The organism is Kluyvera georgiana (assembly GCF_050990895.1).
Lineage (GTDB): Bacteria > Pseudomonadota > Gammaproteobacteria > Enterobacterales > Enterobacteriaceae > Kluyvera > Kluyvera georgiana.
The window spans coordinates 1,642,347-1,668,032 of sequence record NZ_CP158865.1 but is presented as its reverse complement, the minus strand read 5'-3'; the positions used below and the strand labels follow the sequence as shown (position 1 = coordinate 1,668,032).

Below are 25,686 nucleotides of genomic sequence, written 5' to 3'. Positions count from 1 at the left end.
GGCGGGTTTTTCCCGTCATATTTCAAGTTGCAGCCGCGTGAGGTGCGAGTTACCCGCTTCATGCCTGGGCGTCGCCCTCCTGCAGTTCGAACTATTTAGGGAATCAATGATGAAATATATCGGAGCGCACGTCAGCGCCGCTGGCGGCCTGGCTAACGCCGCCATTCGCGCCGCGGAAATCGAAGCGACAGCCTTCGCCCTGTTCACCAAAAATCAGCGCCAGTGGCGCGCCGCGCCGTTAACCACTGAGGTTATCGACGACTTCAAAGCCGCCTGCGAGAAGTATCACTACACGCCAGCGCAAATTCTGCCGCACGACAGCTACCTGATTAACCTCGGCCACCCGGTTGAAGAGGCGCTGGAGAAATCCCGTGAAGCCTTTATTGATGAGCTGACGCGCTGTCAGCAACTGGGGCTGACGCTGCTGAACTTCCATCCGGGCAGCCACCTGTTGCAGATCGATGAAGACAAATGTCTGGCGCGAATTGCCGAGTCTATCAACATCGCGCTGGCGCAAACCGAAGGCGTGACGGCGGTGATCGAGAACACCGCCGGCCAGGGCAGTAACCTCGGTTTTAAGTTTGAGCATCTGGCGGCGATCATTGACGGCGTAGAAGACAAGTCGCGCGTTGGCGTGTGCATCGATACCTGCCACGCCTTTGCCGCGGGCTACGATCTGCGCACCACGGAGGCTTGCGCGGACACCTTCGCCGAGTTTGAACGTATCGTCGGCTTCCAGTACCTGCGCGGCATGCACCTGAACGACGCCAAAAGCGAGTTCGGCAGCCGCGTTGACCGCCACCACAGCCTGGGCGAAGGTAACATCGGCCACGACGCGTTCCGCTTTATTATGCAGGATGATCGTTTTGACGGTATCCCGCTGGTGCTGGAAACCATTAATCCGGATATATGGGCGGAAGAGATTGCGTGGCTGAAGGCGCAGCAGGCTGAATCCGCGGCGGCTTGATTGCCCGGTGGCGCTGCGCTTACCGGGCCTACAGATTCGGGTAGGCATGATAAGGCGTAGCCGCCATCAGGCGTAAAAAAAGGGCCGAATCATCGGCCCTTTTTCACATTGACTGAACGCTTACGCTTTTACCGCAACTTCGCCTTCCGGGCGCTTCAGCACCGCGTAAGAGAGGCCCGCCACCAGCGTACCCGCAACAATCGCAATCAGGTAGCCCAGCACCGGCGTGATAGCGCCAGGAATCAGCAGAACAAACAGACCACCGTGCGGTGCCATCAGCTTCGCGCCTACCGCCATTGAGATAGCGCCGGTCACCGCGCCGCCAACGATACAGCAAGGCAGAACGCGCATCGGGTCACGGGCAGCGAACGGAATCGCCCCTTCAGAGATAAAGCACAGACCCAGCACCAGCGCCGCTTTGCCGCCTTCACGTTGACCTTTGTCGAACTTGTTACGCGCAACCAGCGTGGCGATACCCATCGCCAGCGGGGGAACCATACCGGCAGCCATAATCGCCGCCATCGGCGCATAGGTCTGGGTAGACAGCAGGCCTACGCCGAACGCATATGCCGCTTTGTTCACCGGGCCGCCCATGTCGGTACACATCATCGCACCCAGGATAGCGCCCAGCAGGACCGCGTTGGCGGTGCCCATGGTTTGCAGCCAGTGGGTCAGCCAGTTCAGCAGCGCCGCAACCGGCGTACCGATCAGGTAGATCATGGCCAGGCCGACAATCAGGCTCGAAACCAGCGGAATGATCAGAATCGGTTTCAGCGCTTCCATGCTCGGCGGCAGCTTCAGCTTAGTACTGATAAGCTTCGCTACATAACCCGCAAGGAAACCGGCAATGATACCGCCGATAAAGCCGGATCCGCCGCTCACCGCCAGCATACCGCCGATAAGACCCGGCGTCAGACCCGGACGGTCAGCGATGGAGAAGGCAATGAAGCCTGCCAGCACCGGTACCATCAGGGCAAAGGCTGAACCACCGCCGATCTGCATCAGCGCCGCGGCCAGCGTGCCTTTGACTTCAAAGGCTTTAATACCAAACGCGAAGGAGAGCGCAATACACAGACCGCCCGCCACCACCATCGGCAGCATGTAGGACACGCCGGTCAGCAGGTGACGATATGCGCCGCCACCACTCTCTTTTTTGGCCGCATCGGCAGGTGATTTGCTCTGGCCAGCAGGCTGGTAGGGCTTGGCCTCAACCATGGCTTTGTCCAGCTCCTGCGCGGTTTTCTTCAGCGCCAGACCGGTAGTGGTGCGATACATCGGCTTACCGGCAAATTTCGCCAGATCCACTTCGATATCCGCCGCGACGATAACCAGGTCAGCCTGTTCAACTTCTTCCGACGTAATCGCATTGCCAGCGCCCACGGAACCGCGGGTTTCTACTTTCACCCACAGGCCACGCTTTTTCGCTTCAGTTTCAATCGCTTCTGCCGCCATAAAGGTGTGCGCAACGCCGGTTGGGCAGGCGGTCACCGCGACAATACGCTTCACCGCGCCGGTAGCCGTCGGCTCGGCCTGCGCCGGCGCTTCGTAGGGCAGCGCGTGCGATTTGGCTTCGCTCAGGAACAGTTCCGGGTGGGAAACCGCACGGTTAATATCACCAAGGTAAACCTGTTTGCCTACCAGCGCGGTATCGGCTGGCAGCGTGGAGCCCAGCACGATTGCCAGGTCCGCATCGTTTGGGTTATCAATTAACTCCAGGCGCGCTTTCTGCGCCGCCGCGCCCAGCAGGGTCTTCGCCATATAAGCACGAGCCTGTCCGAGTTTGGCATCGATAATCAGCAGCGTTTTCATACGCCTCTCCCCTGCTGTTAGTTAAAAGGTTTCAGGTCGACACGCGCCATCATCGCGGCCAACTGGGTACGATCGGTAATGCCAACGTTGCTCTGGCTTACCGCTAACGCCGCAACGGCGGTGGCAAGGCGCAGGGTATGCTCGCTGGATTCGCGCATCAGCAGGCCATAAATCAGACCGCCAACCATTGAATCCCCAGCCCCTACGGTGCTAACCACTTCCACTGACGGCGGCTTTGCAATCCACTCGCCGGAGGCGTTCACCCACAGCGCGCCTTCCGCACCGAGGGAGATCACCACGTGGGCGATACCCTGCTCACGCAGCGCGTGGGCGGCATCGATCACGTCTTTCATTTCAGGCAGCTTGCGGCCTGCCCAGATCTCCAGCTCGCGACGGTTTGGCTTAACCAGCCACGGCGCGGCCTTCAGACCCGCAACCAGCGCTTCGCGGCTGCTGTCGAAAATAATGCAAGGGCACTGGCTGCGCAGACGGGTCATCCAGTCGGTGAACGCTTCCGGGCTGACGCCGGCCGGCAAGCTGCCGCTGACGCACACCATATCGAACTGACCCAGCCAGCTCAGGGAATCGTTGACAAAACGCTCCCAGTCCGCCGGCGTGACTTCGAAGCCGGAGAAGTTAAAGTCGGTGACTTCGCCGTCTTTTTCGGTCAGCTTAACGTTAATGCGCGTGCGGCCCTGCACCACCTGGAAACGGTTGGCAATACCCAGCTCGCTGAACAGCTGCTGAAAACCGTCCTGGTTGTCTTTCCCCAGGAAGCCGCCAACGGTCACATCGATGCCGAGATCTTTCAGCACTTTTGCCACGTTGATGCCTTTACCCGCCGCGTGCAGCCCGGTGGTTCGCACAAGGTTGACTTCGCCGCGTTCGATTTCTGGCGTGAACCCTACCAAATCATAGGCCGGGTTTAAGGTAATTGTGGCTACTCTTCTGCTCATTTATGCGCCCTCCCCAAGGCCTGAAGCAATGGCTTCGCCAATAGCGTCCAGCGCCTGACGAGCGTCCTCACCCTGGGCGGTAAAGCGCAGGCGATGACCTTTTTTGACACCCAACGCAACCACCTTCATCAGGCTGCGACCGTTCGCCGGTTTACCGCTGCCGTCGAGGTTCGTTACGGTGATGTCACTGTTAAACTGTTTAATGGTATTCACCAGCATGGTGCCCGGACGGGCGTGCAGACCATGCTCGTTACGCACCACGAACTCTTCGCTCAGCACATCGTCAGCCGCCGCATCATCGCTGGTCAGCAATGCCAGCAGCGTGGCTGCGTCGGCTTTCAGCAGACGTTCAGCTTTGTTGTCCAGCAGCAGGTTAACCAGGCGATTCAGCACGGCGGTCGGCTGGGCATCGGCCATCGCCACGGTGAGCAGCAGGGAAGCCGTCTCCTCGCCTACAGCAAACGGCGCGGCCGCACGGCTGACCGCGATAGCGCTGCGCAGGTTGCCTTCCGCGCTGTCGCTCAGCCAGATACCCTGGCCCAGATTCAGCGGCTGCTCATTGATCGCTTTCGCCACGAAGTTCGCATCCGCAGCACCGGCTTCTTTCAGGCGCGCGGCGTTCAGCGCCTGTAAGGTCACCAGATCGCTGGCGGCAACGTCCAGAGACAGCATGTCGTTGTCCAGCTTCAGCGCTTCGCTCTGTTTTTCACCCATCAACAAGGCGCGAAGTTCTTCCGCGGTGGTGGCGGTCTTCAGCTGTTCAGCCACCGCGTCATCGCTCAGCACGTGCGTCAGCTGACGCAGCAGGCCAAGGTGCTCGTCGGAGCTGGCGGCAATACCAATAGCGACATAGGCGGTCTGCCCTTCACCCCAGGTGACGCCCTGCGGAAACTGATAAACCTGTACGCCGGTTTTCAGCACCTGATCGCGGGTATCGGTGGTGCCGTGCGGAATCGCAATACCGTTGCCTAAAAACGTGGAGGTTTGTTGCTCACGCGCCAGCATACCGGCGACGTAGCCGTCCGCGACGTTACCCGCGCTCACCAGCGCAGCGGCAACCTGGCGAATAGCCTCTTCTTTATTTGCGGCCTGCTGGCCGGGATGGATATCCTGAACAGTTAACTGGAACATGGTTCCCCTCGCTCGCCGAATTGAATCGATTCAGCTTTTGTGAGAAAAAATCGTCGTACCTGGCTGGATTAGCGCGGAAGACGACGCTGAAACGTTTCAATAATTCTGTGCCTTTCTTAATCAGCCTGCAAGTTTTGCTGGCAAATTGATCGCATAAATTAGATCCACAGCACATTTCGTTAGCATTATTGCCACATTTGCTGAAGCACAATGACGCTCCTCGCCATCACTTCAGCATGATGTAAGCTCGCTTTTTGAAATGCGTTTTTAATTTTCCGTGCCAAATTTGATTTAGGTGACTGTTCATTATCTGGCTCGCGGCGTAAACTCGCCGCCTCTCCTACAGTGACCGATACAACACCATGCAAAACAGTACCGCCGCCGCCCCACGGCGATCGCTTGATTTCACTTCGACCTCATTTTTGATCGTCGCGTTTTTAACCGGTATTGCCGGTGCGCTGCAAACGCCGACGCTGAGCCTGTTTCTCAGTAATGAGGTCCACGTCCGCCCGGCGATGGTCGGTTTTTTCTTTACCGGCAGCGCGGTGATCGGCATTTTCGTCAGCCAGTTTCTGGCAGGCTATTCGGATAAACGCGGCGACCGCAAAAACCTGATTGTCTTCTGCTGCCTGCTGGGCGTGCTGGCCTGCGCGCTGTTCGCCTGGAACCGCAACTACTTCATTTTGCTGTTCGTTGGCGTGTTCCTCAGCAGCTTCGGCTCTACCGCCAACCCGCAGATGTTTGCCCTCGCCCGTGAGCATGCGGATAAAACCGGTCGTGAAGCGGTGATGTTCAGTTCCATCATGCGCGCCCAGGTGTCGCTGGCGTGGGTGATCGGCCCGCCGCTGGCCTATGCGCTGGCGATGGGTTTCGGTTTCACGGTGATGTATCTGTCTGCGGCGGTGGCGTTTGTGGTGTGTGGTGCGATGGTCTGGCTGTTTCTGCCGACCATGCGCAAAGAGAAAGTGGCCGTTAGCGGTGCGATTCAGGCGCCGCGCACCAACCGCAAAGATGCGTTGCTGCTGTTTGTCATCTGTACCCTGATGTGGGGAACCAACAGCCTCTACATTATCAACATGCCGCTTTACATCATCAACGAGCTGCACCTGCCGGAAAAGCTGGCCGGGGTGATGATGGGCACCGCCGCCGGGCTGGAAATCCCGACGATGCTGATTGCGGGCTACTTTGCCAAACGGCTGGGTAAACGCTTCCTGATGCGCGTCGCGGCGGTTGCGGGGCTATGCTTCTATATCGGTATGCTGACCTTCAACAGCCCGGCGCTGCTGCTGGCGATGCAGCTGCTGAACGCCATTTATATCGGTATTCTCGGCGGGATTGGCATGCTCTACTTCCAGGATCTGATGCCTGGCCAGGCCGGGTCTGCCACGACGCTGTACGCTAACACCTCACGCGTAGGCTGGATTATCGCCGGTTCACTGGCAGGGGTCGTAGCAGAAATCTGGAACTACCACACCGTATTCTGGATTGCGCTGGTGCTGTGCGTCGGCACTATCGGCTGTCTGATGCGCATTAAAGACGTTTAGGGCGCCGTCAGCGCTTCAAGATGCAGAAGCCAGGTCATTGCCTCTTGTCGGCTGGCGCCGCACATGTCGCGCGCGGGCTGGAGCCCTGCGCACACCTTCGGGCGCAGGGGAGAAGTAAAGATTTTACAGCGCTGATTCTCATCCAACTGCACGCAGGGCGTGTTAGCCGGTTTGCCGTTGGGCATACCGGGAATCGGGCTGGATATAGAAGGTGCAGTGCAGCAAGCCCCGCAGTCCGGACGACATTCCATCGCGGGTTCTCTATTGAAGGTGACAAGGTGGTTGTAGCGCACAGTACCACCTTTTCATGAGGGTTAGCAAAAGCCTTTAATTCCGCTTGCCTGAAACGCCCGGCACGAGTACTTTTACGCGATATTTTAGCCCCCTATTTCACAGGATAATTGCAATGCCAAGAGCGAACGAAATTAAAAAAGGTATGGTGCTGAATTACAACGGCAAGCTGCTGATTGTAAAAAACATTGATATTCAGTCACCGAGCGCCCGTGGCGCAGCAACGCTGTACAAAATGCGTTTTTCTGACGTCAGCACCGGTCTGAAAGTTGAAGAACGCTTCAAAGGCGACGACATGGTCGATACCGTGACCCTGAACCGCCGCTTCGTTGATTTCTCCTACATCGACGGCAACGAATACGTGTTCATGGATAAAGAAGACTATACCCCGTATATCTTCTCCCACGACCAGATTGCTGAAGAGCTGCAGTTTATCCCGGAAGGCGGTATGCCGGACATGCAGGTGCTGCTGTGGGACGGCCAGGTGCTGGCGCTGGAACTGCCGCAGACGGTCGATCTGGAAATCGTTGAAACCGCGCCGGGCATCAAAGGCGCATCCGCCAGTTCTCGCACTAAACCCGCGACCCTGACCACCGGTCTGGTTGTGCAGGTGCCTGAGTACCTGACCGCCGGTGAGAAAATTCGCATCCATATCGAAGAAAAACGCTATATGGGTCGCGCGGACTAAGCACCGGTTTTCACAGCGCAAAAGAAAAGGACAGCCAAATGGCTGTCCTTTTTTATACTTGCCGTATTCCCCCTCCCTCCAGGAGCAGAGAGAAAAACCGCACGGCGCACACTCGAGGCCCAAGGACTCCGCGGCGGTTGACTCCCCCCGGAGAAGAGAGTCAGGACGGGAAAATCGTCTTTACAGCAGGTCGCGGAACTTGGTCATTTTCAGCGCCAGCTCAACGCCGCGCACTTCCGCCAGACCTTTCAGACGACCAATCGCGGAGTAGCCCGGGTTGGTTTTCTTCTTCAGGTCGTCCAGCATCTGGTGACCGTGGTCAGGGCGCATCGGAATCGGACGCAGGTCGCCCGCTTTCTTACGGCGCTGTTCTTCGGTCAGAATCGCGTCAACCACGGCAACCATGTTCACGTCGCCCTGCAGATGCGCGGCTTCGTGGAAGGTTTTCGGGTTGTCTTCACGGCAGGTAGAGCGCAGGTGCGTGAAGTGGATACGGTCGCCGAAGGTTTCAATCATTTTCACCAGGTCATTATCGGCGCGTACGCCGTAAGAACCGGTGCACATGGTGAAACCGTTATTAATGCTGTTAACGGTGTCTTTCAGCCACTGCATATCTTCGATGGTAGAGACAATACGCGGCAGACCGAGGATCGGGCGCGGCGGATCGTCCGGGTGCACGGCAAGGCGCACGCCAACTTCTTCCGCCACCGGCACAATCGCACGCAGGAACACGGCCATGTTTTCACGCAGCTGATCTTTGCTGATGTGATCGTACTCGGCCAGACGCGCGCGGAACTGGTCAAGGGTATAGCCCTCTTCCGCTCCCGGCAGGCCGGCAATGATGTTACGGGTCAGTTTAGTGACTTCCGCTTCGCTCATCGCGTTGAAATATTCCAGCGCCTGACGCTGTTCTTCCGCGGAGTAATCCGCTTCAGCGCCTTCGCGTTTCAGGATATGCAGCTCGAAGGCCGCAAACGCGATCTGGTCAAAACGCAGCGCTTTAGAGCCGTCTTCCAGGGTGTACTCAAGGTCGGTACGCGTCCAGTCGAGGATCGGCATGAAGTTGTAGCATACGGTGTCGATACCGCATTCCGCCAGGTTGCGGATGCTTTGCTGATAGTTAGCAATCCAGGTCTGGTACTGGCCAGAACCGGTTTTGATATCTTCATGCACCGGAATACTTTCGACGACAGACCAGGTCAGCCCTTTTTCCGCCAACAGCGCCTGACGCGCTTTGATTTCTTCAACCGGCCATACCTGACCGTTCGGGATATGGTGCAATGCCGTGACTACGCCGGTAGCGCCAGCCTGACGCACATCATCAAGAGATACCGGATCGTTCGGGCCGTACCAACGCCAGGTTTGTTCCATTGCCTCACCTCTAAAGTTGTTATACCAATAAAATCGCTGTTAATGACGACTACCATACATGTTTCTGCCGGAGCGTCAAATAATCCGCCTGGATTGATTGATCCAGCTCACAGTAACGCGATAAATACGGCACACCAATTCAATTTTCTGTCATATAACTTTACACTGGCGACGTTAATTAATCGTTAATCGGATGTATAAACAATGAAGACAATCGCCTCGTGCGCCCTCCCCGCCAACGTGCAGTTACCTCAATATGATAGACAACAGCTACGTTCGCGAATTGTGCATTTCGGTTTTGGCGCCTTTCACCGCGCGCACCAGGCGCTGTTGACCAACCGGGTGCTGAATCAGCACGGCGGCGACTGGGGAATCTGCGAAATCAGCCTGTTCAGCGGCGACCAGCTGATGAGCCAGCTGCGTCAGCAGGATCATCTGTTTACCGTCATGGAGAAAAGTGCGGCAGGTAACCAGCCGATTATTATCGGCGCGGTAAAAGAGTGCCTGAACGCAAAGCTCGATTCATTGGCGGCGATCATCGAAAAGTTCTGCGAACCCCAGGTGGCGATTGTCTCTCTGACCATTACCGAAAAAGGCTATTGCATCGATCCGGCCACCGGGCATCTGGATCTGACCCAGCCGAGGATCGTCCACGATCTGCAATCGCCTGACGAGCCGCATTCCGCGCCGGGGATCCTTGTCGAAGCGCTGCACCGCCGCCGCGAGCGCGGCCTGCCGGCATTCACCGTTCTCTCCTGCGATAACATTCCCGACAACGGCCACGTGGTGAAAAACGCGGTGCTGGACATGGCCGCTAAACGCGATCCACAGCTGGCAAGCTGGATTGCCGAACAGGTCAGCTTCCCCGGGACCATGGTTGATCGTATCGTTCCGGCTGCCACCGACGCGTCGCTGGCGGAAATCACCCGCGAGCTTGGCGTGGAAGACCCTTGCGCCATCAGCTGCGAACCGTTTATTCAGTGGGTCATTGAAGATAACTTCGTCGCTGGGCGTCCGGACTGGGGCAGCGTGGGTGCGCAGCTGGTTGACGACGTACTGCCGTGGGAAGAGATGAAGCTACGGATGCTCAACGGCAGCCATTCCTTCCTCGCCTACCTCGGTTACCTGGCGGGCTATGCGCACATCAGCGACTGTATGCAGGACGCTTCCTACCGCCGCGCCGCACGTCACCTGATGATGGCAGAACAAGCGCCGACCCTGCGCATTTCCGGCGTAGACCTCGGCGCCTATGCCGACAGCCTGATCGAGCGTTTCAGCAACCCGGCGCTCCAGCATCGCACCTGGCAAATCGCCATGGACGGTAGTCAGAAGCTCCCGCAGCGCCTGCTCGACGGTATTCGTATTCACCTAAAACAGGGCAGCCGCTGGCCGCTGCTGGCGCTGGGCGTGGCGGCCTGGATGCGCTACGTGAGCGGCGTGGACGATATGGGCAATGCCATTGATATTCGCGATCCGCTGGCCGAGAAAATTCGTGCTATCGTCGAAACCAGCCATGATGAGAACCGCGTGGCGGCCCTGCTGACGCTGCAAGAAATCTTCGGCAGCGACCTGCCCGCCAACCCGCAGTTTGTGCAGGCCGTGGAAGAAGCCTGGCACAGTCTTGTCCGGGAGGGTGCGCGCCAGGCGGTGCTGACGGCGCTCAATCGTTAACCTTTCCGGCCACCAAACGGGCCATTTAATCTCTGGCCCGCTTCAGGACTTCTCTTTTGATCTCGTTTTCGCCAGGATAAAGTGATCCAGGTAACACTGTTCTCTTTCATCCCGGAGTTTTCGTGACTAAAACCAATCTGATCACCGGCTTTCTCGGCAGCGGTAAAACAACCTCTATTCTGCACCTGCTGGCCCATAAACCCGCCGATGAAAAATGGGCCGTGCTGGTCAACGAGTTTGGCGAGGTGGGCATTGATGGCGCGCTGCTGGCCGACAGCGGCGCACTGCTGAAGGAAATTCCCGGTGGCTGCATGTGCTGCGTCAACGGCCTGCCGATGCAGGTCGGCTTAAACACGCTGCTGCGCCAGGGGAAACCGGATCGCTTGTTGATTGAGCCAACCGGTCTGGGCCATCCGAAGCAGATTCTCGATCTGCTCACCGCGCCGGTTTATGAGCCGTGGATCGACCTGCAAGCCACGCTCTGCGTGATGGACCCACGCCAGTTGCTGGACGAAAAGATCCGGCATAACGAAAATTTCCGCGATCAGCTGGCGTCTGCCGATATCATCGTCAGCAATAAAGCCGACCGCGCCACGGCAGAAAGCCAACGGGCAATGGCGGAATGGTGGCAGGAGAACGGCGGCGAGCGTCTGCGCGTTGACGCAACCCAGGGCAATATTGACGTCGCCCTGCTTGATACTCCTCGCCGCAATCGGGTTGAACTGAAAGCCAGCGCCGCTCATGCTCACTCGCATCCCTCGAACAAGGGTCTGGCCGCGTTAAGCCTGCCTGAGCATCAGCGCTGGCGTCGCAGCGTGAACCAGGGGCAAGGTTACTACGCCTGCGGCTGGATTTTTGATGCCGAGACCACCTTTGACACCATCGGCCTGCTGGAGTGGGCGCGACTCGCCCCGGTAGCCAGGCTAAAGGCCGTGATGCGCATCCCTGAAGGCCTGGTGCGTATTAACCGTCAGGGGGCAGACCTGCATATCGAAACGCAAAACGTCGCCCCGCCCGATAGCCGCATTGAACTGATTAACGACGCTGAAAGTGACTGGAATTCACTACAATCGGCGCTGTTGAAACTTCGTTTAGGGTGATACCGCTAAGGTTTGCGCCGAGACTAACTGCGGTGAATATGACGATGAGTAGACGTTTTTCCTTAATTTTGTTGCTTAACGCCGCTGGCGTGGCGCTTTTTATGTCGTGGTTCCTGCCGGCGAACCACGGGCTGTGGTCGAGCCTTGATTTGGCGATTTTCCATTTTTTCAACCAGGGACTGAGCGCCGACAATCTCGGCTACGCATGGTTTTTAGCCATCATCAACAACCGCGCCTTTGACGGCTGCTCGCTGCTGGCAATGGGCTGCCTGATGCTGAGTTTCTGGCTGAAAGAGGATAGCAACGGTCGCCGTCGTATTGTCATTATTGGCCTGGTGATGCTGCTGGCGGCGGTGATCGTCAACCAGCTGGCGCAGAATCTGCTGCCCGTCACGCGCAGTAGCCCGTCGGTTTCCGTACCGGGCGTACACCGCGTCAGTGATTTTATTGACTTCTCCACCAAAGACGGTTCCCGCGATAGCTTCCCGGGCGATCACGGAATGATGCTGCTGATATTTTCCGCATTTATGTGGCGCTATTTTGGCCGCTGCGCATTCCTTATTTCACTGGTTATTTTTGTGGTTTTTGCCTTTCCTCGGGTCATGATCGGCGCCCATTGGTTTACCGATATCGCCGTCGGATCCCTCACCGCCGTTTTGATTGGCGTGCCGTGGGTGCTGATGACGCCATTAAGCGATATGGCGATTAGGTTATTTGAGCGAAATTTACCCTATTTCACCAAACGCAAATCAGGTCATTAAATAACCTTTCCATCTGGCATTCCAAAAAGAGGGCAAACGCCCTCTTTTTATTTTTTATTAACTTCTCAATAACGTCATCTTCCGGTCACAATATTCACTCTAATAATGAATGGGTTGCTGATTTTTTACCCGCTAACGCTGAATTTTTACCCATTCACAAATTTTAACTTTGTGTATCACTATTTCTTATAAAAAATCGGCCAAAAGCGCTCGCAATGCCGCTTTCGTTAAGGTAATCTCATTCGCGTTTGTCGTTTCAAAGAGCAATTATTGTTGTCATAAATTAAAGTTTGTGCGCTGCACCACAAAACTGAATTCAAAGAATTGTCTCATTGAATGCGTGTATTTAGTCTCAGACGCGTTTGGCATTTTTTATAACGGCTACGGTCGTTAAGGACTTCAAGGGAAAACAACGAAAATGGTCAAATCTCAGCCGATTTTGAGATATATCTTGCGAGCGATTCCAGCGGTAGCAGTTGCGGTTCTGCTTTCTGCATGTAGTTCAACCAGTAATACCGCAAAGAACATGCATTCTGAGACGCATGCTGTGGGCACCGAAGATGCCTCGTCACTGCAAGCCTCTCAGGATGAATTTGAAAATATGGTGCGTAACCTCGACGTGAAATCACGTTTGATGGATCAATACGCAGGCTGGAAAGGCGTTCGTTATCGTCTGGGTGGCGACACGAAACGCGGTATCGATTGTTCCAGCTTCGTACAGCGCACCTTCCGTGAACAGTTCGGTTTAGAGTTGCCGCGTTCTACCTGGGAACAGCAGGAAACGGGTAAATCCGTTAAACGCAGTCAGCTGCGCACCGGTGATTTAGTGCTGTTCCGTGCCGGTTCTACCGGTCGCCACGTCGGCATCTATATTGGTAATAATCAGTTCGTTCATGCATCCACCAGCAGCGGTGTGACCATTTCCAGCATGAATGAGCCTTACTGGAACAAGCGTTACAACGAAGCTCGCCGTGTCCTGAGTCGTTCGTAATGAGGTTTACCGTCGGTTTCCCTTGGCTGACGGTAAGCATAAAAAAAGCACTGCTCCGGCAGTGCTTTTTTTATGCTTCATCAGTATTCTTTTCTTTGAAGTTCCGTAGCATAGAGAAGTTGCATGTTCACTCGTTATTCGTCGATTAACCGCCATATTATCTCTTCCAGCGTTGTCGCTGGCCTGATGATTGCTCTGCTTGCCGGGGTGATCCAGTTTTCTATTTTTCATCATCGTCGCGCGGTACAGTTCGATACCACTATCTCAAGCCTACAGAACTACCTGAACGGTTATTTTCGCCAAATTCTCGTTACCATGGATTCACTCCAGCCGCTGACCATGAGCCCGTGTGACGATGTGTCATCGGAGCTGACCGCACGCGCCGCCTTCAGTATGAACGTCCGCGCGTTTTTGCTGGTGAAAGATCATATTGCCTACTGTTCTTCCGCTACCGGACAAATGTCGCTGCCATTAAAAGATTTGGTGCCGGATCTTGATCTGAACAAAACGCATGTCATGGGGATCCTCCCCGGTACGCCGATGATGCCCACCACGCCCGCCTTTGTGCTGTGGGTTAAGAGCCCGCTGCTGGAAAATCGCGGCATCTTCGCCTCGATTAACGCCAATTTAATGCCGTGGGTGCTTTACTCCTCGAAACAAACTCCGTACAACGGCGTGGCGCTGGTGGTGAACGGCAAAACGGCAATCTCGACGTTCAGCAGCAAACCGCTCGCGCTGAGCGATATTACCGACACCGCGGTACGCCATGTGAAGATCAAAGGCGTTCCGCTTGAGGTCTATCTTTATAGCAACGCCTCGGGGACCGATAACTTGCTCTATGCGCTGCTGTTAGGCCTGACCTGCGGTCTGATTGGCGGGTTGCTGTGCTTCTATATCCTGACCATTCGCTCACGACCGGGGAAAGAGATCCTCTCTGCCATCAAGCACCATCAGTTTTATGTGGTTTACCAGCCGGTGGTCGATGCCAAAAATCAGCAGATTGCCGGAGTTGAAGTGCTCATGCGCTGGTCGCATCCGACAGCTGGCAATATTCCCCCTGATGCTTTTATCAGTTTTGCCGAAGCTCAGAATCTGATTGTTCCCCTCACCCAGCATCTGTTCGAACTGATCGCCATAGATGCCGCCGCCCTGAAAGACATTCTGCCACCGGGCGCGAAGCTGGGGATTAACATCGCCCCAGGGCACCTGCACGCGGAAAGTTTCCAGCAAGATATCCGTAAGCTCGCGGCAAGCCTGCCCGACAACTATTTCCAGTTGGTGCTGGAAATCACCGAACGCGACATGCTCCATCTGGAAAAGGCAATGAGCCTGTTTAGCTGGCTGCGTGGCGAAGGCATTGAGGTGGCGATTGATGACTTCGGAACCGGCCACAGCGCGCTGATTTATCTCGAACGTTTTACCCTCGACTATCTCAAGATCGACCGCGGTTTTGTCAACGCCATTGGCCGGGAGACCATCACTTCCCCGGTGCTGGACGCCGTGCTGACGCTCACTCAGCGGCTGGATATTGTCACGGTTGCCGAAGGCGTGGAAACCGAAGAACAGGCGGCCTGGCTGCGTGACCATGGCGTAGATTTTCTGCAGGGTTACCTGATTAGCCGCCCGCTTACGTTGGAAGACCTGACGGCGGAATACCATAAGCCTGCAAAGTATTTCACAATGGAATGATGCTCAATTAAGATTTCATGATAAAAGGTGTATTCAATCAAGACGTTTCAATGTGGGGTAGACCTGTCGTGATCCTGGCGCGTATCTGTTTTGCCCTGCTGCTGCTTTGCGTTTTACCCGCGCAGGCGCACACCATCAAAGAGAGCTTCGCTTTTGCCGTCATCGGCGACCCCAAATACGACGTTGATTTTCATCACTTTGATTACGTCAACCCCGCAGCGCCCAAGGGCGGTAACGTCACGCTTGCGGCTATCGGCACCTTCGATAACTTTAACCGCTATGCGCTGCGCGGCAATGCCGCCGTCCGCACTGAATCGTTGTACGACGCGCTGTTCACCACCTCGGACGATGAGCCTGGCAGCTACTATCCGCTGGTGGCCGACCGTGCGCGCTATGCCGACGATTATTCATGGATGGAACTGACGATTAACCCCCGCGCCCGTTTTCACGACGGCAGCCCAATAACCGCCGAAGACGTTGCTTTTACCTTCCACAAATTTATGACCGAGGGCGTGCCGCAGTTCCGCCTGATTTACAAAGGCTCGACCGTCAAAGCCATCGCCCCGCTCACCGTGCGTATTGAGCTGGCGAAGCCCGGTAAAGAGGACATGCTCGGGCTGTTTACGCTGCCGATTCTGCCGGAAAAATTCTGGAAAGATCATAAACTCAGCGATCCGCTCAGCACGCCGCCGCTGGCCAGTGGGCCGTACCGCATCAGCAGCTGGAAGATGGGGCAATACATTGTCTATTCCCGCGTCAAAAACTACTGGGGCGCCGATTTACCGGTTAACCGCGGGCGCTGGAATTTCGACACGCTGCGCTACGACTACTATCTGGATGATAATGTCGCCTTCGAGGCCTTTAAGGCGGGAGCCTATGACGTGCGCTCCGAGAGCAGCGCCAAAAACTGGGCCACCCGCTATATTGGCAAAAACTTTACCAGCGGTTATATCGTGAAAGATCAGCAAAAGAACGATGCCGCGCAGGATACCCGCTGGCTCGCCTTTAACATCCAGCGACCGGTATTTGCCGACCGTCGGGTGCGTCAGGCGGTCAGCCTGGCGTTTGATTTTGAGTGGATGAACAAAGCGCTGTTCTATAACGCTTACAGCCGCCCCAACAGCTATTTTCAGAACACCGAGTACGCCGCCCGCGGCTATCCTGACGCCGATGAACTGCTCCTGCTCGGGCCACTGAAAAACGAACTGCCGCCGGAGGTCTTCACCTCCATTTATCAACCGCCGACCTCGAACGGCGACGGCTTCGACCGTGAAAATCTGCTGAAGGCAGGACGCCTGCTGGACGAAGCGGGTTGGGTTCTGAAGGGGCAACAGCGGGTCAATGAAAAAACCGGCCAGCCGCTGCGCTTCGAACTGCTGCTGGCCTCCGGCGGAAACGATCAGTGGGTGATGCCGTTCCAGCATAATTTACAGCGGCTTGGCGTCAGAATGGACATCCGCCAGGTAGATATCTCCCAGCTCACCAATCGTCTACGTAAGCGCGATTATGACATGATGCCAAGCCTGTGGCGGGCGACGCCGTGGCCCAGCGCGGATTTACAGATCTCCTGGTCGTCGGCCTACATCAACTCTTCGTACAATGCGCCCGGCGTCGCCAATCCGGCGATTGATAGCCTGATCAATCAGATCATCCGCTGGCAGGGCAACAAGCAAAAGCTGGTGCCGCTTGGCCGCGCGCTCGACCGGGTGCTGACCTGGAATAACTATATGTTGCCAATGTGGTATATGTCCGGCAGCCGTACCGCCTACTGGAATAAGTTCTCTTACCCGCAGGTGCATCCGCTCTACTCATCCGGCATTGACGCGCCCGGTTTTGACACCTGGTGGTATGACGTCAACAAAGCAGCCACGCTGCCTGCATCACGACGCTAAGGAGAGAATATGGGCGCCTACCTGATTCGTCGACTGCTGCTGATTATCCCAACTCTATGGGCCATCATCACGCTTAATTTCTTTATTGTGCAGATTGCGCCGGGTGGTCCGGTCGATCAGGCTATCGCGGCAGTCGAGTTCGGCCATCAGGGCAGCCTGCCCGGCGGTGGCGGCGGAATGGGCGGCGGCCAGGCGCGCGCGGGCGTCAGTAATATTGCCGAGAGCCAGTATCGCGGCGGACGCGGGCTCGACCCGGAGGTGATCGCTGAAATTACCCAACGCTATGGCTTCGACAAGCCGCTACACGAGCGCTATTTCAAGATGCTGGGCGACTACCTGCGCTTCGATTTTGGCAACAGCCTGTTCCGCAACGCCTCAGTGATGCAGTTGATGAAGGAGAGCCTGCCCGTATCGGTCACATTAGGGCTATGGAGTACCTTAATCATCTATCTGGTCTCTATTCCGCTTGGCATCCGCAAGGCGGTCTATAACGGCAGTCGCTTCGATATCTGGAGCAGTACCGGCATTATCATTGGCTACGCCATCCCGGCATTCCTGTTCGCCATCGTGCTGATCGTGTTGTTTGCTGGCGGCAGTTACTACGATATTTTCCCGCTACGCGGGCTGGTCTCGGCCAATTTCGACACCCTGCCGTGGTATCAAAAAATCACTGACTATCTCTGGCATATCACCCTACCGGTGCTGGCGACGGTGATTGGCGGCTTTGCGGCGCTGACCATGCTGACCAAAAACTCGTTTCTCGATGAAATCCGCAAACAGTACGTGATCACCGCCCGCGCGAAGGGCGTTGGCGAAAACCAGATCTTATGGAAGCACATCTTTCGCAACGCCATGCTGCTGGTGATTGCCGGTTTTCCCGCCACCTTTATCAGTATGTTCTTTACCGGTTCACTGTTAATTGAAGTCATGTTCTCCCTCAACGGGCTGGGGCTGCTGGGCTATGAGGCCACCGTTTCACGCGACTACCCGGTGATGTTCGGCACGCTCTATATCTTCACCCTGATTGGCCTGCTGATGAATATCGTCAGCGATATTAGCTATACGCTGGTCGATCCCCGCATTGATTTTGAGGGCCGCTAACGATGACCCTGAACGCCGTAAATCAGGCGCGCTGGGCGCGCTTTCGCGACAACCGCCGTGGCTACTGGTCGCTGTGGATCTTTCTGGCGATATTTCTGTGCAGCCTGTGCGCCGAGCTTATCGCTAACGACCGCCCGCTGCTGGTGAGCTATCAGGGCAGCCTGTACGTGCCGGTGCTGAAAAACTACGATGAGAAAACCTTTGGCGGCGAATTTGCCACCGCGGCTGATTATCAGGATCCGTGGCTCCAGCAGCAGCTTGAGAATCACGGTTGGGTGCTGTGGGCGCCCGTTCGCTTTGGCGCCAGCAGCATCAACTATGCGAGCAATGTTCCCTTCCCTTCGCCCCCTTCAAGGCAGAACTGGTTGGGCACCGACGCCAATGGTCGCGACGTGATGGCGCGCATTCTCTACGGCACGCGGATCTCGCTGCTCTTCGGCCTGATTCTCACCGTCTGTTCCAGCGTGATGGGCGTGGTGGTCGGCGCAATACAGGGTTACTACGGCGGGCGTATCGATCTCTGGGGGCAACGCGTTATCGAGGTATGGTCGGGGATGCCAACGCTGTTCCTGATTATTCTGCTCTCAAGCGTGGTACAGCCCAACTTCTGGTGGCTACTGGCCATTACCGTGCTGTTCGGCTGGATGTCACTGGTTGGGGTGGTGCGCGCTGAGTTCTTGCGTACCCGCAACTATGACTATATTCGCGCCGCGCAGGCGCTAGGGGTAAGCGATCGCAGCATTATTCTGCGCCACATGCTGCCCAATGCGATGGTGGCTACGCTGACCTTTATTCCGTTTATTCTTTGTAGCTCCATTACTACCCTGACCTCGCTCGATTTTCTCGGCTTTGGTCTGCCGCTTGGTTCGCCGTCGCTGGGCGAATTGTTGTTACAGGGCAAAAACAATCTACAGGCCCCATGGCTTGGGATCGCCGGCTTTCTCTGCGTCGCGGTCCTGCTGTCGCTACTGATTTTTATCGGCGAAGCGGTACGCGATGCCTTCGATCCTTCTAAGGCGGTATAAGATGCAGCAGCCACTTCTGGAAATCGACAACCTCTCTATCGCCTTCCGCCAGCAGGGCATCACCACCACGGTGGTGGAACAGCTATCGCTGTCGCTGAACGCCGGAGAAACCCTGGCGCTGGTCGGTGAGTCCGGTTCAGGGAAAAGCGTGTCGGCGCTCTCCATTTTGCGTCTGCTGCCGGAGCCCCCTGTCACCTATCCTACGGGCGATATCCGTTTTGCGGGCGAGTCGCTGCTTCACGCCAGCCCTCAGACGCTGCGTGGCGTTCGCGGCAACCGCATCGCAATGATTTTCCAGGAGCCGATGGTGTCGCTGAACCCGCTGCACAACCTGGAAAAACAGCTCTACGAGGTGCTGTCGCTACACCGCGGGATGCATAAAGAGACGGCACGCGGTGAGATACTCGACTGTCTGGATCGCGTCGGTATTCGTCAGGCGGCAAAGCGACTGGCGGATTACCCGCATCAGCTCTCCGGCGGCGAGCGCCAGCGGGTGATGATCGCCATGGCGCTGCTGACGCGCCCGGAGCTGCTGATTGCTGATGAACCCACCACCGCGCTGGACGTCTCCGTGCAGGCGCAAATCCTTCAGCTACTGCGCGAACTACGCGTCGAACTGAATATGGGGCTGCTGTTTATCACTCATAACCTGAGCATCGTGCGCAAGCTGGCCGACCGGGTGGCGGTGATGCAGCATGGCCGCTGCGTGGAGCAAAATGCGGCAACGGCGCTGTTTGCCGCACCTCAGCATCCCTACACTCGTAAACTGCTCGACAGCGAACCGGCGGGCGAGCCTGTTCCTCTGCCGCCCAATGCCGCACCGCTGCTCGAAGTGAACAAGCTCAGCGTGGCATTTCCCATTCGTAAAGGCATTTTGCGCCGGGTTGTCGATCATAACCGCGTGGTGAAGGAACTCAGCTTTACGCTGCGGGCCGGTGAAACGCTGGGGCTGGTTGGCGAGTCTGGCTCGGGGAAAAGCACTACCGGGCTGGCGCTGCTGCGGCTGATTGCCTCACAGGGGGACATTCGTTTTGCTGGCGAAGCCATTCAGGGACGAGACAGACGGCAGATGCTGCCGCTGCGTCATCGTATTCAGGTGGTGTTCCAGGATCCGAACTCATCGCTTAACCCGCGACTGACGGCGCTGCAGATTATTGAAGAGGGCCTGAAAGTGCACCATCCATCGCTGAGCGCCGCGGAGCGTGAACAGCAGGTTATCCACGTGATGCAGGAAGTGGGGTTAGATCCCGACACCCGCCAGCGCTATCCGTCGGCGTTTTCCGGTGGGCAACGACAGCGTATTGCTATCGCCCGCGCGCTGATCCTCAAACCGCAGCTGATCGTCCTTGACGAACCGACCTCGTCGCTCGATCGCACGGTTCAGGCGCAGATCCTGACGCTACTGAAGGCGTTGCAGGAAAAGCACCGTCTGGCCTATATCTTTATCAGCCACGATCTGCAGGTTGTGCGGTCATTGTGCCATCAGGTGATGGTGTTACGACAGGGAGAGGTTGTCGAGCAGGGTGAGTGTCGGCACGTGTTTGCCGAACCGAAGCAGGCGTATACGCGTCAGCTCATTGCGCTGAGCTGACGGTCAAAACGGGTTGTTGCCGGAAAAGGGTTCGGCAATCGCCACGCCGAAGTTTTTCAGGCGGCAGGTCGCGGCAAACTCGTCCTGACGTTTGACGAACAGGCACGGCTCCCCTTCGCACTCCAGCACCGAACAATCAACGGAAATATCTGTCAACGCCTGGCTGAGCGAGTGCATCACCGGCCAGGCGTTATCGCCGTCCGGACTCAGAAGTTTTAGCGCGACCAGCGCGTTGTCGCCCGCCACGCCATTTTGCGGAATCGGTTCAACTTTGGAACCTGCAAAACCCGCAGACCAGCGATAGTCCTGTGGCAGTCGATGTACGATTGAAAGCTGGAATGTCATTACGTTTTTCCCCGGAAGCTACATGGCTTCACAATTATTTCACATCCATATTAACACATTGTTGACAAATCGTCTTGCATCCAGCAAAAAAACGCCTGCATTCAACATTCTTCATACGACATTGTTCGGTGTACTGATGCATTTCCGCGCTATATGTACCCGTAACTGTGATCTAACGCAACCTTTTTATCTACAACAATGTGACTTTTTACATTAATGGATTTTACATAAAAGAAACATTACACCCCAGTGGCAATGGCATTTCTGTTGATATGTATCAACAAAGGGGCGTATTTCGCCCCTACTAAAGGTGTATTAGCGCGCGGTTTTGCGGGGACGGCTGGCGTAGAGATAGAAAAGGATCGAGCAGGAGGCGCAAAGCGCAATGGAAATCAGCATTGGCCAGGCGGTCGTAAAGGTCGCCATCGACAGCAGCGCACCGACGATTGCGCCAATGCCAAAGCGGAAGGTTCCCGCCAGCGACGATGCCGTACCGGCCATATGCGGAAATTCATCGAGGATCACCGCCATCGCATTGGACGAAACCATTGATACGCAGCCAATAAATGCCGCGATGCCCAGCACCAGCGACCAGAACCCCACGTCCAGCAGCGCGGTCACCACCATCCAGATAGCCATCGCAAACTGAATCAGTAGCCCGGCGCGGAACATCCACAGCGCCCCCACCCGACGCACGAAGCGGCTATTAATGGTGGTCGTAATAAACAGGAAGACAATGTTCAGCGCGAAGTAGTAACCAAAGTGCTGCGGCGAGACATGGTTCAGCTCGATATAGACAAACGGCCCGGCGCTGAGAAACGAGAACATGGCGGCAAAGCTAAAACCGCTCGCCAGCATGTATGACAGCACGCGCTTATGGCGAAATAGCGAGGCGAAGTTGCCGAGCGTGGTGCCCAGACGAAACGGCTGGCGCTTGTCGACCGGCAACGTTTCGTCGATAAAGAAGTAGATCATCGCCGATGCCAGCAGCGCCGCGATCGCCAGAATCCAGAAAATGGCGTGCCAGCTAAACCACACCAGCACCGCGCCGCCGACCATCGGCGCCACCAGCGGCGCGATGGTCGTGACCAGCATGACGAACGACATCATCCGTGAAAACTCTTCTTTCGGATAAATATCGCGCATCAGGGCGTTGATCACCACGCTCGCCGCCGCCGCGGCCAGGCCGTGGAAGAATCGCGTGGTAATCAGATAGTCGATAGAAGGCGCTAACGCGCAGGCCACCGCCGCCGCCGCAAAGATAAGCGTGCCGCCAAGGATGACCGGCTTACGTCCCAGACTGTCGGCCATCGGGCCATACAGCAGCTGTCCAACGGCAAACCCCAGAATATAGGTGCTGAGGGTCATCTGCGCGCTGCCGGCCGGTACGCCGAACTGTGCGGAAATCACCGGCAGCGCCGGAAGGTACATGTCGATCGACAGCGGCATTAACATGGCCAGAAGGCCAAGAATGAAAACAATTTTTAACGACGAGCGCGGCCTGGACGTCACAATCTACCTCTGTTCAGTGGGTTAGCGCATTGGCGCGCCAACGCTGGCGATTTCTTCTGCGGTTAACGGGCGATATTCCCCTGGCTCCAGCTCGGGGTCGAGGATAATCTCACCGATACGCTCACGGTGCAGCCCCACCACATGGTTGCCTACTGCGGCAAACATACGCTTCACCTGGTGATAGCGCCCTTCGCTGATGGTCAAGCGCACTTCGGTCGGCGTCACCACTTCCAGCACCGCCGGTTTGGTCAGATCTTTTTCATTATGCAGTTGAACGCCTTTAGCAAACTGCGCGGCGGTATCGTCGCTCACCGGGTTTTCCAGCGTCACCAGATAGGTTTTTTCGCAGTGATGGCGCGGCGAGGTGATGCGATGCGACCACTGGCCGTCGTCAGTCATCAATACCAGCCCGGTGGTGTCGATATCTAAACGCCCCGCGGCATGCAGCTTGTATGCAACCGGCTCATCGAGGAAATAGAGCACCGTCGGGTGATCCGGGTCTTCCGTTGAGCAGACGTAGCCCTGAGGCTTGTTCAGCATGAAATAACGCGGGCCGTTCTGCTGGGTCAACGAATTGCCTTCATAGGCCACGTTATGTTCAGGTTGCAGTTTGAAAGCGGTATCGCGTACCACTTCATCATCAACGGTCACATGGTGGCCGCGGATCAGACGCCCGGCAATAGCACGGCTGACGCCGAGTTGCTGAGCGATAAACTTATCAAGTCGCATGAAGTATTTTTAGCCTGTAAAAAGTGCCGGGTGCCGGACGAAGCGTCCGAAAAAAGGGGTAATTACAATCGGTAAGTATAACGGGCTTACCCTGCCACTCAAGTGAAAAGATTCATGGCATACTATTTGTCTGTTAAGGACAATCACAACGCTCATGACTTTTACACTTCGCCCCTATCAACAGGAAGCGGTGGACGCTACGCTGGCCTACTTCCGCCGCCATACGCAGCCTGCGGTTATTGTTCTGCCTACCGGTGCGGGCAAAAGCCTCGTTATCGCCGAACTGGCGCGGCTGGCGCGCGGGCGCGTGCTGGTGCTGGCCCACGTCAAAGAGCTGGTGGCGCAGAACCACGCGAAATATTGCGCGCTGGGGCTGGAGGCCGATATTTATGCGGCCGGGCTACAGCGCAAAGAGAGCCACGGCAAAGTGGTCTTTGGCAGCGTGCAATCCGTCGCCCGCAATCTCGACCATTTCCAGGGAGAGTTTTCGCTGCTGATCGTCGATGAGTGTCATCGTATCAGCGACGATGACGACAGCCAGTACCAGCAAATTCTCAGCCACCTGCAAAAGGTCAACCCGCAGATTCGCCTGCTCGGGCTGACGGCGACGCCGTTTCGTTTGGGTAAAGGCTGGATTTATCAGTTCCATTATCACGGCATGGTGCGCGGCGATGAAAAGGCGCTGTTCCGCGACTGCATCTATGAGCTACCGCTGCGCTATATGATTAAGCACGGCTACCTTACCCCGCCGGAGCGGCTGGATATGCCGGTGGTGCAGTATGATTTCAGCCGCCTGCAAGCCAACAGCAACGGCCTGTTCAGCGAAGCAGATCTCAACCGTGAGCTGAAACAACAGCAGCGTATTACGCCGCACATCATCAGCCAGATTGAAGAGTTCGCCCAGACGCGCAAAGGGGTGATGATCTTTGCCGCCACCGTCGAGCACGCCAGGGAAATTACCGGCCTGCTGCCCGCCGATGACGCCGCCCTGATCACTGGCGAAACGCCAGGGCCACAGCGCGATACGTTAATTGATGCCTTTAAAAATCAGCAGTTCCGCTACCTGGTCAACGTGGCGGTATTGACTACCGGCTTTGATGCCCCACACGTCGACCTGATTGCCATCCTGCGCCCGACCGAATCCATCAGTCTGTATCAGCAGATAATTGGCCGCGGCCTGCGCCTGGCGCCGGGGAAAACCGACTGTCTGATTCTTGATTATGCCGGCAACCCGCACGACCTGTACGCGCCGGAAGTGGGTGCCCCGAAAGGCAAAAGCGACAACGTGCCGGTGCAGGTGTTCTGCCCCGGCTGCGGCTTTGCCAACACCTTCTGGGGCAAAACCACCGCCGACGGCACACTGATTGAACACTTTGGCCGCCGCTGTCAGGGCTGGCTGGAGGACGATGAAGGCCATCGCGAGCAGTGTGACTATCGCTTTCGCTTTAAAAACTGCCCGCAGTGTAACGCCGAAAACGATATTGCCGCCCGCCGCTGTCGCGAGTGCGATACGGTGCTGGTTGACCCGGACGATATGCTGAAGGCCGCGCTGAAGCTCAAAGATGCGCTGGTGCTGCGCTGTAGCGGCATGGTATTGCAGGACGGGATGGACGAGAAAGGCGGCTGGTTGAAAATCACCTACTACGACGAGGACGGTGCCGACGTGAGCGAGCGTTTCCGCCTGCACACCCCGGCGCAAAAAACGGCGTTTGAGCAGCTATTTATCCGCCCACATACCCGCACGCCCGGCGTGCCGCTACGCTGGATTATGCCTGCCGATATCATCGCCCAGCAGGCGCTGCTGCGCGCACCGGATTTTGTCGTTGCCCGCAAGAAAGGCCCTTACTGGCAGGTTCGTGAAAAAGTGTTCGACTATGAGGGGCGATACCGCCGGGCCAACGAGCTACGTTAATCGCGCGTCTGCTTTACCCACACCAGGTCATCAACCGCGAAACCCAGGCCACGCGCGATGGTGAGGTAGTTCTGCCGGACCTGCGGCGGCAATGTTGGCGTGCGTGACAGGATCCACAGGTAGTCACGGTTTGGGCCGCTCACCAGCGCGTACTGGTAGTCATCATCCAGCGCAATCACGTTATAGCCGCCGTAGAATGGGCCGAAGAAGGAAACCTTCAGCGCAGCTGTCGTCGGCTTTCCGGTGAAGTAGGCCTTGCCCTCGCTGAGCTTCCACTCTCCCTTTTGCGGGTCGAAGCCGCGGTTGGCGACCGAAATACCGCCATCGGAACGCTTGCCGTAGGTCGCGCTGACCTGCTCAAGCCCTCGCTCAAAGCGGTTTTCCAGGCGAGCAATTTCATACCACTTGCCCAAATAGCGGCTCGCGTCAAAATCACTTATCGGCGTGACCCCTTTTGGCGGCGTCGGCGAACTACAGGCCACCAGCGCCAATGAAATAGCAACACCTGTCACGACGGGCCATAGCTTCATATTCTCTCCTGTTGAAAGTGATTATCACTTCAGTGTAGAGGATAAACGAAACCGCACGGACAGATTAGGAACATCTCACC

22 protein-coding genes are annotated in these 25,686 nt (G+C 56.6%); 13 read left to right on the top strand and 9 right to left on the bottom strand.

The window, feature by feature from the left end:
• The first annotated feature begins 109 nt into the window (after nucleotides 1–109).
• Nucleotides 110–967: a deoxyribonuclease IV gene (gene nfo / locus ABTW00_RS07930; protein ID WP_065357708.1), complete on the top strand. Its 858-nt coding sequence runs from the start codon at nucleotides 110–112 to the stop codon at nucleotides 965–967.
• Nucleotides 968–1,087: 120 nt separating this feature from the next.
• On the opposite strand, the gene fruA is transcribed toward nfo, so the two are convergent.
• The 3 genes from fruA to fruB are packed head-to-tail and all read right to left on the bottom strand — an operon-like array spanning nucleotide 1,088 to nucleotide 4,863.
• Nucleotides 1,088–2,776, bottom strand: a complete 1,689-nt coding sequence (gene fruA, locus ABTW00_RS07925) for a PTS fructose transporter subunit IIBC (RefSeq protein WP_433640036.1) — start codon at nucleotides 2,774–2,776, stop codon at nucleotides 1,088–1,090.
• A 17-nt stretch (nucleotides 2,777–2,793) separates the two neighbouring features.
• Nucleotides 2,794–3,732: a 1-phosphofructokinase gene (fruK, locus tag ABTW00_RS07920; protein ID WP_064544086.1), complete on the bottom strand. Its 939-nt coding sequence runs from the start codon at nucleotides 3,730–3,732 to the stop codon at nucleotides 2,794–2,796.
• Nucleotides 3,733–4,863 carry a fused PTS fructose transporter subunit IIA/HPr protein gene (fruB, locus tag ABTW00_RS07915; RefSeq protein WP_433640033.1) on the bottom strand — a complete coding sequence of 377 codons (1,131 nt, stop codon included), beginning with the start codon at nucleotides 4,861–4,863 and terminating at the stop codon, nucleotides 3,733–3,735.
• Between the two features lie 362 nt (nucleotides 4,864–5,225).
• On the opposite strand from fruB, the gene setB reads away from it, so the two are divergent.
• A complete protein-coding gene (gene setB, locus ABTW00_RS07910) occupies nucleotides 5,226–6,407 on the top strand; it encodes a sugar efflux transporter SetB (protein ID WP_065357710.1) in 1,182 nt (393 codons plus the stop codon).
• Here the strand turns inward: setB and ABTW00_RS07905 are convergent.
• Nucleotides 6,404–6,658, bottom strand: a complete 255-nt coding sequence (locus ABTW00_RS07905) for a YkgJ family cysteine cluster protein (protein ID WP_064544080.1) — start codon at nucleotides 6,656–6,658, stop codon at nucleotides 6,404–6,406. The two genes, setB and ABTW00_RS07905, sit on opposite strands and share 4 nt — an antisense overlap.
• Nucleotides 6,659–6,813: 155 nt before the next feature.
• On the opposite strand from ABTW00_RS07905, the gene yeiP reads away from it, so the two are divergent.
• A complete protein-coding gene (gene yeiP / locus ABTW00_RS07900) occupies nucleotides 6,814–7,386 on the top strand; it encodes an elongation factor P-like protein YeiP (protein WP_064544078.1) in 573 nt (190 codons plus the stop codon).
• A 180-nt stretch (nucleotides 7,387–7,566) separates the two neighbouring features.
• Here yeiP and uxuA read toward each other — a convergent pair whose 3' ends face one another.
• Nucleotides 7,567–8,757, bottom strand: a complete 1,191-nt coding sequence (uxuA, locus tag ABTW00_RS07895) for a mannonate dehydratase (protein WP_065357711.1) — start codon at nucleotides 8,755–8,757, stop codon at nucleotides 7,567–7,569.
• Nucleotides 8,758–8,961: 204 nt separating this feature from the next.
• On the opposite strand from uxuA, the gene ABTW00_RS07890 reads away from it, so the two are divergent.
• The 9 genes from ABTW00_RS07890 to yejF all read left to right on the top strand — a co-directional run bounded on the left by ABTW00_RS07890 (nucleotide 8,962) and on the right by yejF (nucleotide 20,578).
• Nucleotides 8,962–10,428, top strand: a complete 1,467-nt coding sequence (locus ABTW00_RS07890) for a mannitol dehydrogenase family protein (RefSeq protein WP_433640030.1) — start codon at nucleotides 8,962–8,964, stop codon at nucleotides 10,426–10,428.
• Nucleotides 10,429–10,550: 122 nt separating this feature from the next.
• Complete coding sequence (locus ABTW00_RS07885) at nucleotides 10,551–11,528, top strand: CobW family GTP-binding protein (RefSeq protein ID WP_065357713.1); 978 nt, start codon at nucleotides 10,551–10,553, stop codon at nucleotides 11,526–11,528.
• Nucleotides 11,529–11,572: 44 nt separating this feature from the next.
• Nucleotides 11,573–12,289, top strand: a complete 717-nt coding sequence (locus ABTW00_RS07880) for a phosphatase PAP2 family protein (protein WP_065357714.1) — start codon at nucleotides 11,573–11,575, stop codon at nucleotides 12,287–12,289.
• Nucleotides 12,290–12,707: 418 nt separating this feature from the next.
• Complete coding sequence (gene mepS / locus ABTW00_RS07875) at nucleotides 12,708–13,280, top strand: bifunctional murein DD-endopeptidase/murein LD-carboxypeptidase (RefSeq protein ID WP_064544062.1); 573 nt, start codon at nucleotides 12,708–12,710, stop codon at nucleotides 13,278–13,280.
• A 123-nt stretch (nucleotides 13,281–13,403) separates the two neighbouring features.
• Entirely contained in the window at nucleotides 13,404–14,969 is a 1,566-nt protein-coding gene (locus ABTW00_RS07870; protein ID WP_433640027.1) for a cyclic di-GMP phosphodiesterase, read from the top strand.
• 50 nt (nucleotides 14,970–15,019) lie between these two features.
• Complete coding sequence (locus ABTW00_RS07865; RefSeq protein WP_433640025.1) at nucleotides 15,020–16,861, top strand: extracellular solute-binding protein; 1,842 nt, start codon at nucleotides 15,020–15,022, stop codon at nucleotides 16,859–16,861.
• A gap of 9 nt (nucleotides 16,862–16,870) precedes the next feature.
• The gene (locus ABTW00_RS07860) at nucleotides 16,871–17,962 is read left to right on the top strand and encodes a microcin C ABC transporter permease YejB (RefSeq protein WP_433640023.1); all 1,092 of its coding nucleotides are present in this window, start codon (nucleotides 16,871–16,873) and stop codon (nucleotides 17,960–17,962) included.
• 2 nt (nucleotides 17,963–17,964) lie between these two features.
• Nucleotides 17,965–18,987 carry a microcin C ABC transporter permease gene (locus tag ABTW00_RS07855; RefSeq protein WP_433640021.1) on the top strand — a complete coding sequence of 341 codons (1,023 nt, stop codon included), beginning with the start codon at nucleotides 17,965–17,967 and terminating at the stop codon, nucleotides 18,985–18,987.
• 1 nt (nucleotide 18,988) lies between these two features.
• Nucleotides 18,989–20,578: a microcin C ABC transporter ATP-binding protein YejF gene (yejF, locus tag ABTW00_RS07850; RefSeq protein ID WP_433640019.1), complete on the top strand. Its 1,590-nt coding sequence runs from the start codon at nucleotides 18,989–18,991 to the stop codon at nucleotides 20,576–20,578.
• A gap of 3 nt (nucleotides 20,579–20,581) precedes the next feature.
• Here yejF and ABTW00_RS07845 read toward each other — a convergent pair whose 3' ends face one another.
• From ABTW00_RS07845 to rsuA, 3 genes are all read right to left on the bottom strand, one after another.
• Complete coding sequence (locus ABTW00_RS07845; RefSeq protein ID WP_064544049.1) at nucleotides 20,582–20,923, bottom strand: YejG family protein; 342 nt, start codon at nucleotides 20,921–20,923, stop codon at nucleotides 20,582–20,584.
• Nucleotides 20,924–21,238: 315 nt separating this feature from the next.
• The gene (locus tag ABTW00_RS07840; protein ID WP_271446863.1) at nucleotides 21,239–22,435 is read right to left on the bottom strand and encodes a Bcr/CflA family multidrug efflux MFS transporter; all 1,197 of its coding nucleotides are present in this window, start codon (nucleotides 22,433–22,435) and stop codon (nucleotides 21,239–21,241) included.
• Between the two features lie 21 nt (nucleotides 22,436–22,456).
• Nucleotides 22,457–23,164 (bottom strand): 16S rRNA pseudouridine(516) synthase RsuA, encoded by a 708-nt coding sequence (gene rsuA, locus ABTW00_RS07835; RefSeq protein WP_064544045.1) that lies wholly within the window; start codon nucleotides 23,162–23,164, stop codon nucleotides 22,457–22,459.
• Nucleotides 23,165–23,318: 154 nt separating this feature from the next.
• Here rsuA and ABTW00_RS07830 point away from each other — a divergent pair, with 154 nt between their 5' ends.
• On the top strand, nucleotides 23,319–25,076 hold the full coding sequence (locus ABTW00_RS07830; protein ID WP_433640015.1) for a DEAD/DEAH box helicase: 1,758 nt from the start codon (nucleotides 23,319–23,321) through the stop codon (nucleotides 25,074–25,076).
• Here ABTW00_RS07830 and ABTW00_RS07825 read toward each other — a convergent pair.
• Nucleotides 25,073–25,606: a lipocalin family protein gene (locus tag ABTW00_RS07825; protein ID WP_064544040.1), complete on the bottom strand. Its 534-nt coding sequence runs from the start codon at nucleotides 25,604–25,606 to the stop codon at nucleotides 25,073–25,075. The two genes, ABTW00_RS07830 and ABTW00_RS07825, sit on opposite strands and share 4 nt — an antisense overlap.
• Nucleotides 25,607–25,686 lie beyond the last annotated feature (80 nt).